The 13,315-nt window shown below is 45.0% G+C and carries 11 protein-coding genes and 1 pseudogene; 8 read left to right on the forward strand and 4 right to left on the reverse strand.

The window, feature by feature from the left end; translation table 11 throughout:
- Entirely contained in the window at positions 1–1,365 is a 1,365-nt protein-coding gene (locus R7P80_RS11940; protein ID WP_225491640.1) for a TrkH family potassium uptake protein, read from the forward strand.
- Between the two features lie 247 nt (positions 1,366–1,612).
- A complete protein-coding gene (locus R7P80_RS11945) occupies positions 1,613–2,539 on the forward strand; it encodes a LysR substrate-binding domain-containing protein (RefSeq protein ID WP_054578636.1) in 927 nt (308 codons plus the stop codon).
- Between the two features lie 92 nt (positions 2,540–2,631).
- Here the strand turns inward: R7P80_RS11945 and R7P80_RS11950 are convergent, their stop codons facing one another.
- Positions 2,632–4,368, reverse strand: coding sequence for a BCCT family transporter (locus R7P80_RS11950; RefSeq protein WP_021035854.1), 1,737 nt, complete (start codon positions 4,366–4,368; stop codon positions 2,632–2,634).
- Positions 4,369–4,687: 319 nt separating this feature from the next.
- Between R7P80_RS11950 and R7P80_RS11955 the strand changes: the two genes are divergently transcribed.
- The 6 genes and pseudogenes from R7P80_RS11955 (at position 4,688) to R7P80_RS11980 (ending at position 10,565) form a co-directional block, all read left to right on the forward strand.
- Positions 4,688–5,875, forward strand: a complete 1,188-nt coding sequence (locus tag R7P80_RS11955) for an aromatic ring-hydroxylating oxygenase subunit alpha (RefSeq protein ID WP_054578637.1) — start codon at positions 4,688–4,690, stop codon at positions 5,873–5,875.
- 1 nt (position 5,876) lies between these two features.
- Positions 5,877–7,298 carry an aldehyde dehydrogenase family protein gene (locus tag R7P80_RS11960; RefSeq protein WP_169628845.1) on the forward strand — a complete coding sequence of 474 codons (1,422 nt, stop codon included), beginning with the start codon at positions 5,877–5,879 and terminating at the stop codon, positions 7,296–7,298.
- Between the two features lie 157 nt (positions 7,299–7,455).
- Positions 7,456–7,617, forward strand: a pseudogene (locus R7P80_RS11965) (rubredoxin); the annotation flags it as partial.
- Complete coding sequence (locus R7P80_RS11970) at positions 7,606–8,889, forward strand: NAD(P)/FAD-dependent oxidoreductase (protein ID WP_225491648.1); 1,284 nt, start codon at positions 7,606–7,608, stop codon at positions 8,887–8,889. The pseudogene R7P80_RS11965 and the gene R7P80_RS11970, both read left to right, overlap by 12 nt.
- Positions 8,890–8,901: 12 nt before the next feature.
- Positions 8,902–10,218, forward strand: coding sequence for an NAD(P)/FAD-dependent oxidoreductase (locus tag R7P80_RS11975; RefSeq protein ID WP_225491641.1), 1,317 nt, complete (start codon positions 8,902–8,904; stop codon positions 10,216–10,218).
- Positions 10,215–10,565: an ethanolamine utilization protein EutQ gene (locus tag R7P80_RS11980; RefSeq protein ID WP_017635301.1), complete on the forward strand. Its 351-nt coding sequence runs from the start codon at positions 10,215–10,217 to the stop codon at positions 10,563–10,565. Before R7P80_RS11975 ends, R7P80_RS11980 begins: the two co-directional genes overlap by 4 nt.
- A gap of 226 nt (positions 10,566–10,791) precedes the next feature.
- On the opposite strand, the gene azu is transcribed toward R7P80_RS11980, so the two are convergent.
- The 3 genes from azu to R7P80_RS11995 form a co-directional block, all read right to left on the reverse strand.
- Entirely contained in the window at positions 10,792–11,244 is a 453-nt protein-coding gene (gene azu / locus R7P80_RS11985) for an azurin (protein WP_005375211.1), read from the reverse strand.
- 335 nt (positions 11,245–11,579) lie between these two features.
- Positions 11,580–12,230 carry an HAD family hydrolase gene (locus R7P80_RS11990; RefSeq protein ID WP_005385872.1) on the reverse strand — a complete coding sequence of 217 codons (651 nt, stop codon included), beginning with the start codon at positions 12,228–12,230 and terminating at the stop codon, positions 11,580–11,582.
- Between the two features lie 269 nt (positions 12,231–12,499).
- The gene (locus tag R7P80_RS11995; protein ID WP_053307894.1) at positions 12,500–13,018 is read right to left on the reverse strand and encodes a hypothetical protein; all 519 of its coding nucleotides are present in this window, start codon (positions 13,016–13,018) and stop codon (positions 12,500–12,502) included.
- Positions 13,019–13,315: the final 297 nt, after the last annotated feature.

The following is a 13,315-nucleotide window of genomic DNA, read 5'->3' on the forward strand; positions in this document are numbered from 1 at the left end:
ATGGTTTTGTGGCATCCCTCTATTATCCCAATCGAGCGAAAACCCAAAGCGGGCAAAAAATTGTTGGGTGCACCGCCATTAATACTTAGCCTCAGCTTTGCGTGCTTGATCATTCTCGGCACAGTTTTACTCAAACTGCCGATTGCCACCACAGAGCCCATCACTTGGATTCAAAGCCTGTTTACAGCAACATCGGCCATTACGGTGACGGGATTAGTTGTGGTAGACACGGGCACGGCGTTTACGCCTTTTGGGCAAGTGGTTATTGCTTTTCTGATTCAATGTGGTGGCCTAGGTTTGATGACGTTTGCTATCGTGACCTTGCTGGCTCTGGGCGGAAAAATTGGCTTTTTGGAGCGAGCAGTCGCGAGAGAGGCGTTCAACCAGACTGATTCATCGACACTCATTGCCACCGCTAAATCTGTATTGATGTTCGCTCTGCTCGTTGAACTTATTGGTTTCACTATTTTGAGCGTTTATTGGAGTGAAGAGCTGGGCTGGAAAACCAGTCTGTTCCATGGTTTCTTCTACACCATCAGTGCGTTTAACAATGCAGGTTTTGCGTTGAGTGCCGATAGCTTAATGCCTTACGTGGACGACCCGGTCGTTAACTTCACCATTACCAGTTTGTTTATTATTGGTGGTTTAGGCTTCTCGGTTTGGATTGACTTAAAACGCAACCGCCGTTGGCACCGACTCACCGTTTACAGTCGAATGATGATCTTAGGCACGGTGATCATTAACGTGGTGGCACTTATCGCCATTTACCTGATTGAATATGAGAACCCCAACACGCTTGGCCCTTTGAGCGAAGCAGGGAAATGGTGGGCATCGTGGTTTCAAGCGGTGACGCCAAGAACGGCAGGGTTCAACACTTTAGCTATCGATCAGTTGGAAGATGCCACAACGGCGATCATTCTGGTGTTGATGTTTATCGGCGGTGGATCATTGAGTACGGCAAGTGGCATTAAAGTTGTGACATTTATGGTATTGGTCTTGGCAACTTACAGCTATTTGCGTCGCGATGAAGCAACCTATGCCTTTCAACGCGAGATTCCCAAAGAGACCATCAGCAAGGCATTGGCGCTGACTCTGATCTCGGTGGGGGTGACTTGGTTTGCCATATTCACGCTGTTACTGACAGAGAAAGCGTCTATGTTAGATATTATGTTCGAAGCGGTCTCGGCACTGGGTACGGTTGGGTTATCGCGAGGCTTAACGGGCAGTTTGTCCGAACCAGGTGAGTTAGTGATCATCTTCATGATGTTTATGGGACGATTAGGGCCTCTTACATTAGCGTACTTCTTAGCCAGTCCAAGAAAGAAAAAAGCGCGTTACGCGAGTACTAAACTGGCAATAGGGTAGATGGGCTAACTCGTACAAAGTGAGCAAAAGGCTAGACAAAAGAGGAGTAACTGCTCCTCTTTTTGTGCTCGTTGTAGCCACGAAACTGTATACGGCAGTCTCTCTCACAACAATTTATGATTCATCTCTATTTTTTATCATTTATAAATTGTCGTTTTTGAGGTGTTGTCCAGAATGGCATTATCCACGTGCAACATAAGATTGCCGGGAATAAAAATAATTACAATACTGCCTTACTGGAAGATACATGAAAATCAAACCCCTCCCACCTTTAAATAGCCTCGTTGCGTTTGAAGCGTCGGCGCGGCACTTGAGTTTTACGTTAGCCGCTGACGAGCTAAACGTGACCCAAGGTGCTATCAGTCGCCAAATTAGACAATTAGAAGAATACTTAGGCAAGGCTATGTTCACGCGAGCCAATCGAAGCATTAATTTAACGCCTACAGGTCTTCAATATTATCAAGCTGTCAGCCAATCTTTGCTCGATATTGCTCAAATCACGGGTGAAGTGAAGAAATGGCAGGGCGAACAAAAGATCACGGTTGCGACGACAAATGCAATGGCAGCCTTGTGGTTGTTGCCTAAGGTTGCTCAATTTCAAAATGAACATGATGACATCGATATAAGGATATTGGCCTCAGATAATGTGTTGGACTTACGCCGATTAGATTGCGATCTCGCCTTGTTTTATTGTCGCACTCCACCTGCGGAAATGGATGTGACAACGCTATTTTCAGAAGAAGTATTCCCTGTGTGTAGCCCGCTTTATTTAGAGAAAATCGGCCAGCCTAGTGAGCCAGAAGAAATCTTCAATAAAACGTTACTCTATCTGGAAGAGTCTCAAAGAGATTGGGTGAATTGGGAGCAGTGGTTTGCAAGTGTGGGGTTGCCAAATATTTCGCCTCGTAATCGCATGAACATCAATAACTATCCAATGCTGTTACAAGCGGCAATTAATGGTCAGGGAATCGCGTTAGCCTGGGGGTCATTAGTGGACGACTATTTACAAAGCGGCGCTTTGGTTAGGCCAGTCGAACACGTGCTTTCAACACCTTCCAATTTTTCTATGCTTGAACCTAAAAATAGAGGTTTAATCCCAGCCAGCGTCAAACGTTTTAGAGAATGGCTTTTGCATCAGTTGCCAGATGAGGTGGGTGATCGAGGTTTAGCCTAAATCAATAAGCAGAGAAAATAACAGAGTTTGGTAATGTTAAAAAAGCGGGAATATCAGTTCCCGCTTTTTTAATTGATTGATGAAACGACGCACTAACTTAGTACTGGTCCCTGATTAAGTGTGGAATCATCTTTCAGCGAGGATCTTGAAGCGATAGGCTCGGAAGCCACAGTTTTGCTTTCAACAAGCGGTTCAACAGGACCATCAAGTTTCTCTTGCTCTGGGTGAACATGCTCAGGAAGCATTGCCCATGGCTTAGGTTCGCGTCGAATACTATGGAACAGCGTTAAGCTCATCACCGCGATAAAAATCGCGATAGGGAAACCGGCAATAATGGAGGCTGTTTGCATTGCTTTTAACCCTCCTGCATATAGAAGCACTCCCGCAATGGCAGCGATCATGATTCCCCACAATACGCGTATAGACGTAGGAGGCTCACTGTGCCCAGCGGCATCGAGGGTACATAGAACCAAGGTACCCGAGTCTGCGGAGGTAATGAAATAAGTACCGAGCAATAGACACGCAAGCACGCTAAGGAGTTTACCAAACATACCTGTATCTAGATTGTCGAATAGCGTAAACAAAGCGCGTGTCGTATCGGCTTTAGTCGCTTCAAGAATCGGGCCGCCAGAGAAATCCGCAGGTGGTGTTTGTTTGGCTTCTTGTGCCGCAGTGACTTGCTCTTGATGAGCAACACGAGCGTCTTGCTCTACCTTCAACGCTGCACCACCAAATACTGAAATCCATAAAAACGTGATCAGCGTGGGTACGATGAGAGCACCGCCGATAAGTTCACGTATTGTGCGTCCTTTAGAGATACGAGCCACAAACATGCCAACGAAAGGTGCCCAAGTCATCCACCAAGGCCAGTAATAAGCCGTCCACCAGTTTTGCCAGCCAGAGTCATTCTGTGCATCGCTCCATAAGCTCATACCGACAATGTTTTGTGCATAAAGCCCCGTACTTTCGAGTAGCGTATTTAAGATATAGCGAGTTGGGCCAATGTAAAGTACGACTAGCACGAGTGCGAGTGAGAGCAGCATGTTCCATTCTGATAAACGGCGAATACCTTTTCCTACACCAGATAGCACCGACGCAACCGCACAAGTACAAAGGGAAACGATAATAAAGAGTTGAATCCCCAAACTAATATCTAGACCAAAGGCTTGATTCAAACCAGAGTTTATTTGGATAACTCCCATCCCCAAGGTTTGAGATATACCGAAAGCGGTCACCGCGACTGTTAGGATATCAACCGTGTGTCCGATAGGCCCATAAATACGATCACCAATCAAGGGGTACAAGATAGAGCGTAGGGTAAAAGGCAGATCTTTACGGTAGGAAAAGTAAGCTAATGCGAGTGCCACAATGATAAAGACAGACCAAGGATGTAGGCCCCAGTGAAAGAATGTCAGTTTCATTGATGTTGTTGCGGCTTCATTGGTCAGGCCTTGAGTAAATGGGTTGTCAGCGTAATGCCACATCGGTTCGGCGACCGACCAGAAAATCAAGCCTATCCCCATGCCTCCGGAAAAAAGCATGGATACCCAAGACAAATAACTAAACTCTGGTTTTTCGTCATCTTTACTCAAACGAATATGCCCATATCGACTAACCATAAGGTAAAGAAGAAAACCGACAACGAGTGAAACAAGTCCGATGTAAAACCACTTCATATTCTGCAGCAAAATGCCGGAAATCGTTTCGAAGTATTGGCCCGCTTGGTTGGCGAGAATGGCGCAGAAAAGTACAAAACCGATAACGACGATCTTTGATGCGATAGTCACAGTCGGATTGAGTCCTTTCAATATCCCAGATGTTGCTCTCATAGGCATCCCTCACAGTGCGTTTGTTTTAGCGTTATTGTTTGTTGCGTTATTGTTAATTTTTGAAAGAGAGTAGAGAGAGGGCTTTTGTGTTTCAACTGATTAATACTCATCGGTTAATGAGTATTAATCATGACAAGAAGATCATTGTTAATTAAAAGGTTATTTTTTTGTTCGAGATCAATGCATGAATGACAAAAACTCATCCAAGCCCGGCGAAAAAGTCGTTTGTTTGTTGCCGGGTTGTTAATCAAAATCATCTCCACTAACACAACACGATGTTGTACGCACTGGATGCAACTCGACTCTCGGAGATAAGAATATGAGTAATGTCAACCAAACCATTATTCCTGTTGAACTTGTTGATAATGTACTGAACCCAATCAGTGAAGCAACAGGAATGCCGAATCAGGCCTACACCAGCGAAGAGTATTTTACTTTTGAGCGTGATCAGGTGTTTGGTAACACTTGGGTATGCATTGGTTTTGCATCAGACCTGCTTAAAAATGGCTATGTGATGCCACTTGATTTCATGGATCTTCCACTACTCATGATGAGAAATCGTCAAGGTGAAGTCCAAGTCTTCCACAACGTATGTAGTCATCGTGGTATGAAGCTGGTGCATGAGGCAGGCGAAGTTCAAGGCATGATTCGCTGTCCTTACCATTCATGGACGTACGATCTTGACGGCAATCTAAAAGGCACACCACACATTGGTGGTATCGCAAAACACAAAGATGACCGATTTAAGTGTGAAAAACATGGCCTTAAGCCACTTCGTTCAGCCGTTTGGATGGACATGGTGTTCGTCAACTTATCGGGCAATGCAGAAAGCTTTGAAGAGCATATCGCGCCGCTAGAGCAACGTTGGCAGCAATTCTTAGGTGAAGAAGGATTAGGGCTTCTTCGCCGCGTGAACATGGGTGGCAACCTAGAGATAGAAGTGAAAAGTAACTGGAAGCTTGCCGTAGAAAACTACTGTGAAGCTTACCACTTACCTTGGGTGCATCCGAGTTTGAACAGTTATTCTCGCCTAGAGGATCACTACAACATCATGTTTGCAGAGCGTTTTGCTGGCCAAGGTAGTCTCGCATACAACCTCTCTGATACTGCAGGAACACACTTACCTAAATTTCCAAACTGGCCAGAAGATAAACTGCGTCATGCAGAATATGTTGCACTCTTTCCAAACGTGTTGCTTGGTATTCAAGCCGATCATGCCTTTGCGATGATGATTGAACCAATCACTGCGAATAAGAGTGTTGAGCACCTACGTGTTTTCTATGTGGGTGATGAAGCAACGAAAGATGAGTTCGCTGCGTGCCGTACTGCTACCGTTGAGTCATGGCGAGTCGTATTCGGCGAAGATATTGGAGCGGTCGAGGGCATGCAGGAAGGTCGTTACTCACCTGGCTTTGGTGGTGGTGTGTTCTCACCAGAAATGGATGTTCCGACGCATTTCTTCCAAACCTGGTTGGCAAAGCAAGTGAAAGCGGCACTGGAGCAGTAATATGATGCATTACCTTAATTATATTGATGGTGAGTGGTGCGATTCAGAGCAAGCGCTGACCGTCATGAACCCTGGCACAGCCGAAGCGTATGCGACGATTGCAGAAGCCACTATCACCGATGCCGATCGCGCAATGGCAGCGGCACGTCGAGTGGTCTATCAAGGTCTTCTTTCGGACGTTCGTCCCGCCGTCAGAACCGAGTGGATGTTAAAAGCCGCCGCAGCTATTCGTGAAATGGTTGATGAAGGTGGGTTAGTTGCCTGTCGTGAAAATGGGAAATCTTTGCAAGATGCCAAAGATGAGTTTTTAGAGTCGGCACGTTACTTCGAATACTACGCTGGCATGGCCGACAAGCTGGAAGGCACGTCAATTCCGTTGGGTAAAGACTATGTCGACTTCACTCAATATGTGCCGTTTGGCGTGTCAGTGCAGATTGTGCCGTGGAATTTCCCTGTCTCTATTTGTGCACGCTCATTGGCACCTGCATTAGCCGCAGGTAACGCAGTGGTGATCAAATCGCCAGAGATTTCTCCACTTGCCATGACGTTGTTGATTAAAGCGATTGAAAAAGCGGGCTTCCCAAAAGGCACGATTAACTTGCTATGTGGCAAAGGCTCAGTCGTTGGCAGTCATTTGGTGCAGCATCAAGACGTTGATCAAATTGTCTTTACAGGTTCTGTGCCGACCGGCCAACGCATACTGAAAGATTCAGCGCAACGCGCCACACCATCTGTGATGGAGCTGGGTGGTAAATCGGCCGCTATCGCACTGAAAGATGTGAGTCTCGAAACGCTTTTACAAAGCGTTCAAGTCGGTATTTTCTTTAACGCTGGTCAAGTTTGTTCGGCAATGTCTCGTTTGCTAATTCAAAAAGAGCGTTATGAAGAAGTAAAAGCGGCGGTAGTGGAAATGGCAAAAAGCCTAACCATTGGCCAAGGCGAAAGCCAGCCGGACATCACACCGTTGGTATCGGCTGATCAACAAGCACGCGTGCTTGAAATGATAGAACAAGCAAAAGCCGACGGCGCGAACATCCTAACGGGTGGGTACGCCCCTGATTTGTCAGGTTACTTTGTGGCACCGACGGTGATTGAAGCCTCACCAGATATGCGTATTGCTCAAGAAGAAGTGTTTGGCCCTGTACTGGTAATTACACCGTTTGAAACCGAGCAAGAGGCCGTTGAAATCGCGAATGGCACCGATTTTGGCCTGGTCGCTGGTGTCTTTGGTGAAAGCCTAAACCAAACATTGCGTGTGGCACAGCAACTGCGTGGTGGACAAGTGTTCATCAATGAATGGTTTGCTGGTGGCATCGAAACACCATTTGGTGGCGTGGGCTTGTCCGGGTTTGGGCGAGAAAAAGGACAAGAAGCGATTTATAGCTACGTCCAGACACGCAATATTGCCATTCGTTTGCAGTAAGACAGCAACGTATAGCTACCGTGTAACTGTATTTTCATCACCTCGTACCGGCTTGGATTTCAGACCACAAGCTAGGGCGAGGTTGATGGAATCACAACAAATCTGACAGCGGTTTGTAAACACGGAAATTCTGAACAAGGTAGTTGGAGTATAAGTGATGAGAAAGTGGCTCTGTATTATTTGCGGCTTAATCTATGATGAAGCACAAGGTTGGCCATCCGATGGCATTGCACCAGGAACAGCATGGGAAGATGTACCGGATGACTGGTTATGTCCTGACTGTTTAGTGGGTAAGGCCGATTTTGAAATGATCGAAATCACCGACGATGCGCCACTAGAAGAGGTTGCAGCTGTGTCTTCGGTGTCGGTAGAAGCGTCTGTTCAGCGAAATACGGCTCAGCCTCTTCCATCTGAAGTTACTCAACCTGTATTCTCAAATGACCCTATCGTTATCATCGGTAGTGGCCACAGTGGTTACCAGTTGGCGGCGGCACTTAGAGCACAATCCGAGACGGTTGCTATCACCGTCTTTACCGCTGATGATGGCGCTTTGTACAGCAAACCAGCTTTGTCTAATGCGTTGGTCATGAACAAAGACGGCGACGCGCTGCAAAGTGAAAGCGCGTTGAAGTGGGAAAGCCGTCTCAATATCCGCGTTTACCCGCATACGCGTGTTGAACAGATCGATCGTGCCAATTCAACGCTACATACCTCCATCGGTAAATACGCCTACAGCCGCTTGGTACTGGCAACAGGTGCATCACCGATTGAAATCCCAATTGAGGGCGATCGCTCTTGGGTTATGAGTGTGAACGACTTAGTTGACTACCGCCGTTTCAGATCGGAGCTGCAAGACAAAAAGCGCATCGCGATCCTAGGTGATGGCTTAATTGGCTGTGAGTTCGCGAATGACCTGATCGAAAGCGGTTATGAAGTGACAGTTATCGGGTTGGGTCAATGGCCAATGGAGCGTTTGATCCCGCAACAGTTGGGTGAATCATTACAAAGTGCACTCGCCGAACGAGGCGTGCAATGGGCTCTACAAGACAGTATCGCCAGAATCGAGCCAAGGTCCGAATCCAGTGCGGTTTTACATCTGAACAGTGGCAAGCAGATTGAAGCAGACCTAGTGCTAAGCGCGGTTGGACTCAAGCCAAATGTTTCTCTGGCTGAGCAAGCAGGGCTCGAAGTGGGCCGTGGCATTAAAGTGAATCAATTCGGCCAGACGAGTGATGAGAATATTTACTCGCTAGGTGACTGTGTTGAAACTGAGCAAGGTTGGCAGCCCTATATTGCACCGATTAATCAAATGATCCCTTCTGTAGCGAAAAGCTTGCTAGGCGATGTCGCCCCTATCTCGTTAACACCAACTCCAGTGATTGTAAAAACGCCGATTCTTCCACTCACGATTTTCCCGGTAGCCGCTGAAGAACAGGGACAATGGTACATCGAGAACCAAGCAGATGAATTGACCGCTGCGTTTTATTCACCAGAAGGAGCAATGCTCGGTTTTGCGTTGCTAGGAAGAAAAGTACAGTCATTACGCGGCCCTTGGCTAGATCAATTGTCATTGAAACTGTCAGCAGCGTAGCGGAGAAAAAAGATGATTCATTTACCCAATGATGACGTGACGTGTGGTTGGTACCATGCGTTGCCAAGTATTCCAGAAAAATCGGCGTTAAAAGGTAAACAAAGTGCTGACTATGCCGTGTTAGGTGCCGGTTTCGCAGGCCTAGCTATGGCAAGACGTTTAGCTGAACTTATGCCTAATGCACGAATTATACTGATTGATGCGCAACGTATCGGCCAAGGGGCTTCAGGAAGAAATTCGGGCTTTGTTATCGATTTGCCTCATAAGTTTTCACTTGAGCATCCCGACCCTGAGCACAAGCAAAAGTTATTATCACTCAACCGTTCTGCGATTGCTCAGCTAAACACTTTAGTGTCGAAGCACAGTATTTCTTGTCAGTGGTCAGCAAAGGGCAAATATCAAGGAGCCGTAGGGGCGCGCGGTGAAGCGTATCTCGATCACTTTGAGCACCTAATGAAAGACCTTGGCGAACCATACTTCCATGTTAATGGCAGTGAGCTGGCGAGAGTCTTGGGAACAAACTACTACAGCCGCGCAATTTACACGCCAGGTGGTTATTTAATGCAACCTGCTGCTTTGGTGCGTGGGCTAGGGGAAAGCCTTCCAGAGAACGTCGAGGTGTTAGAGAACTCGCCAATCCGCAAGCTCAGTAAAGAAAACGGTTGCTGGGTATTACATGGAGATAGAGGCTCTGTTGAAGCCCCTGAACTGCTGCTTGGGACCAGCATTTTTACTCGGGAGTTTGGTTATCTTAAAAACAGACTACTTCCAGTGATGACGTTTGCAAGCTGGACGCGTCCATTAACCGACGCAGAAATGCAGCGATACGGAGGTGAGCTGAATTGGGGGTTAACTCCAGCTGATCATGCGGGAACGACGTTACGTATGACCGCCGATCGACGTATTTTGATCCGCAATACTTACAAACACGTGCCGAAATATGGCTCAAGCATGAACGATAAAGTCAGAGAACAAATTCGCGACTATCATCGTCAGGTCTTTCTGGCGCGTTATCCCGAGCTGGCCGACGTACCATTTACTCACACATGGGGTGGGGTGTATGCCATCTCTCGTAACTTTACTAACTTTTTCGGTCAATTAGATGAAGGTGTTTATGCCAGCGCTTGTGACAATGGTGTTGGTGCTGCGTGGGGAACCATTTCTGGAACACTGTTAGCTGACTATGTCGTTGGTGCGACATCTAAATCATTGGATGACATACAGCAAGTGACAGGAATGCCTTGTTTGAATCCGCCAGAGCCTTTTTTAGGTTTGGGAGTAAAAACGCGTATCCAATTAGCAAAATGGCAAAGCCGGAGTGAATTATGAAGCCAGTCAAACTTGTTGATAGTAAAAGTCTAGATTTCAATGTTCGTGGTGATACGCCAGGAATGGCGTATGTTGCCAGGGCGTTAAGCCCAGAAATTTCACCAAACATAGGCGTAGGCTTTGCTAAATGGGAAGGCGCTAAAGTGGCTTGGACAGTGCTTTATGATGAGGTTATTTTCGTGATTGAAGGCTGTTTCGAGCTGACCGCAAATGGTGAAACACATTTTGTGCACCCAGGTCAGATGCTGTGGATACCGGAAGGGACTGAATTGGTTTATGGTGGGCATGCTCTGTTCGGCTATGTGGTTCATCCAGGAAACTGGAAAGAGTTACATGGTATTGAATGACTTTTATCATTTAGTTGTGTTTCGGAAAGGCAAAATAAAAATCTGATTTTTAACCATAACTTTTCGCAAAAGAACTTAATCTCAATGGAGCAAGGGTTTCATACTTGCTATGTTTCTTGGTCACGTTTCCAGACGTGTTAGACCTTTCTCAATTGCTATTTTATCTATCAAAAAGGGAAGCCTTGGCTTCCCTATAATGAGTCTTCTTTTGGCTTGGCTAAAGCTTTTATTTTAGCTCAAATTTACCCTGCATGATTGCCCAGTGACCCGGGAACGAACAGAAGAATGAATAGTCACCGCCGGCTTTCATTTTCTCAGTACTGAACGTAATGCTGGTGCTTTCACCGCCACCAATTACTTTTGTGTGAGCGTAGACGCGATCATCATTTGGTTTTACGTAGTTATTTTCTGCTCCAGCTGCCATGCCATCAGTACCGACTGCTTGTAGGTTGGCTGTGTCAGAGATGACCACGTTGTGACCCATCGATTGCGCTGGCATCTTACCTGTGTGATTCAGCGTTAGTTTTACCTCTTTACAAGTGGCTGGTACGCTCAATGTTTTAGTAGAAAACTGCATCATATCGTTAGCATCTAATGACACTTCACACTCGGCACTGGCTTGGGCACCAAAGCTCATTCCTACTAATGCGAAGGTTGTTGCTAATAAACGTAAAGACATATAACACTCTCCATTTTATATTTTAGGCTGACTTGGATTGATCTTATCCAATAGTTCTCATTATCAGCCAATTTTCACTCCAAAAACGTGCTTCAATCGGTATATTGACGTTTTGTTGCAAGCTTGTACTGGTCAGTTCCGCTATTTGATCACTCAAATGCCTTATTTCATGCGATTGCGTGAGTTAAATCAAAAGTCGTGATTAGCCAGAGTTAAGGTGAAAATAATCTCTCTAAACGGGTGGCAGAATTGTTTGGTTTTACGGTATTGGAGAGGTTTCAAGAAAGAAGCTCAGCTAAATTGCTGAGCTTCTAGAGAACAGACGACAAGTAGGCCTAGCGAGTTTGCTTTAACGTGTGCAACACATCATGCAGTGAAGGTGCGACAGTATGGCCTAATTGCTTTATTTCGTCACAAGGCTCAACCAAATCAGGAATTTGATAAGTGATCATGTTCGCTGCTACCGCAGCACGTACGCCATTATTTGAATCTTCAAAAGCGAGACATTTGGTTGGATCTACGCTTAGACGACTTGCTGCAAGCAGGTAGATCTCTGGATCAGGTTTGCCGTGTGACACTTCACAGCCTGTCGTTAAGTTGTCGAAATACTTGCTTAGGCCCGCTAACTCCAACTTCTTCTGTGCCACTTCTTTTGCTGTAGAAGTGGCGACTGCAATTGGCAACCCTTGGCCTTTCAACCACTCAAGCAGCTCAATCACCCCTTCTTTTACCGGTATCGCTTGGTGCTTAACCACAGCGTCGTAACGGTCGCGCCACTCTTGGTGTAAGCGGTCAAGATCATCCCCATAAGCTTTACGAAAAATCACTTCAATGCCCGCTGCATTGCGACCAATGATTGAAAGGTAAACATCTTTATAGAAGGGTAGGTTCTGGGCTTCACATGCTTCTTGGAAAATATGCATACAGACGCGCTCAGTATCAAGGAGCAAACCATCCATATCAAAAATAGCAGCTTGGTAGTTCATTACATTAAGACTTTTTGGTTGGGATGGCGCATTTTGACACAAGCAGATCGTTTTTTCTTCTAAAAATTAGAACTTGATTTTGATCCTATGAGTTCACATTGCCTCTGAACACACTATACACAGAGTCTATAAATTAGGTGTGAAATATAATATTTTTAAAATTATAAAAATTTCAGTTAAATAGATAAAACTCTATCTTAATATAAGCTAGAGTTTTATTAATATTCTATTGTTATTTTAACTATTGGATAATTTATTAATAGTTAAAATTAATAATAAAATAATACCAAGTCACGATTGTTTACGACTGCATGAGTGTACCAGCTCTTGACTTCAGATATTTGTTGCTCTGATAAGCCTCCGAAGTCAACGTTATCTTGGTGAATATCTTGATTTTTTATCATAAAAACAACAGGGAAATCGTCAGGGAGTGGGAATTTTATGGGATAATCGGTATTAGTGAATGGAATATCGCAGAAATCGTTTACATCGCAAGGATACCAAGAGTTATTGGATAAGTAATAACCAGTGATCTTACATATAGCTTCAAGCAAGTAAGCATAGGCGTAACCCAAGTGACTGTATTTTATCTCTTCAGACAGCATCTGCATAAGAAGCTCTTCAGCTCGGATGCTTTCGCCACTACTTTCCAGCATTTCATTAATCACTTTAAAGGAGTCTTGACACCTTTCCATGATGGCTTTTTCTAGCTCTGGATTACGCTCATTCTTTAGTACGTTAAAAACCTTTTCAGTATCTAATGAATATACTGTCGCCCCATATCCCATATTTTATTCTCCTCACTTTTATACAGTTAAATTCATTTAAGTGTTTTTATCGAAGGGATTATATTTTGATGTTTTTTGAAGGTAAAGTGTATACATAGAGGTTGTATTTATTATGATGAACTTTGAAAGTTTAGATTCTTAAAATAAATACTATATATTTAATTTTATTAGATCTGGCTCATAAAAATACCTTAACTATTATTGTGTTTATTGTTAAGGGTGACCCGTCCTGATATGGGTTGACACTTTTTAACTAAAACGCTCGATGTACTTCATCGGGCGTTTTGTATTTTAAAG

Source organism: Vibrio sp. 2092, from assembly GCF_033339635.1.
Taxonomy (GTDB): domain Bacteria; phylum Pseudomonadota; class Gammaproteobacteria; order Enterobacterales; family Vibrionaceae; genus Vibrio; species Vibrio alginolyticus.

Coding starts and splice junctions, on each gene's coding strand:
- R7P80_RS11945 (WP_054578636.1), top strand. CDS start 1,613: ATGAAAATCAAACCCCTCCCACCTTTAAATAGCCTCGTTGCGTTTGAA.
- R7P80_RS11980 (WP_017635301.1), top strand. CDS start 10,215: ATGAAGCCAGTCAAACTTGTTGATAGTAAAAGTCTAGATTTCAATGTT.
- R7P80_RS11955 (WP_054578637.1), top strand. CDS start 4,688: ATGAGTAATGTCAACCAAACCATTATTCCTGTTGAACTTGTTGATAAT.
- R7P80_RS11940 (WP_225491640.1), top strand. CDS start 1: ATGGTTTTGTGGCATCCCTCTATTATCCCAATCGAGCGAAAACCCAAA.
- R7P80_RS11975 (WP_225491641.1), top strand. CDS start 8,902: ATGATTCATTTACCCAATGATGACGTGACGTGTGGTTGGTACCATGCG.
- R7P80_RS11960 (WP_169628845.1), top strand. CDS start 5,877: ATGATGCATTACCTTAATTATATTGATGGTGAGTGGTGCGATTCAGAG.
- R7P80_RS11970 (WP_225491648.1), top strand. CDS start 7,606: ATGATCGAAATCACCGACGATGCGCCACTAGAAGAGGTTGCAGCTGTG.
- R7P80_RS11950 (WP_021035854.1), bottom strand. CDS start 4,368: ATGAGAGCAACATCTGGGATATTGAAAGGACTCAATCCGACTGTGACT.
- R7P80_RS11990 (WP_005385872.1), bottom strand. CDS start 12,230: ATGAACTACCAAGCTGCTATTTTTGATATGGATGGTTTGCTCCTTGAT.
- azu (WP_005375211.1), bottom strand. CDS start 11,244: ATGTCTTTACGTTTATTAGCAACAACCTTCGCATTAGTAGGAATGAGC.
- R7P80_RS11995 (WP_053307894.1), bottom strand. CDS start 13,018: ATGGGATATGGGGCGACAGTATATTCATTAGATACTGAAAAGGTTTTT.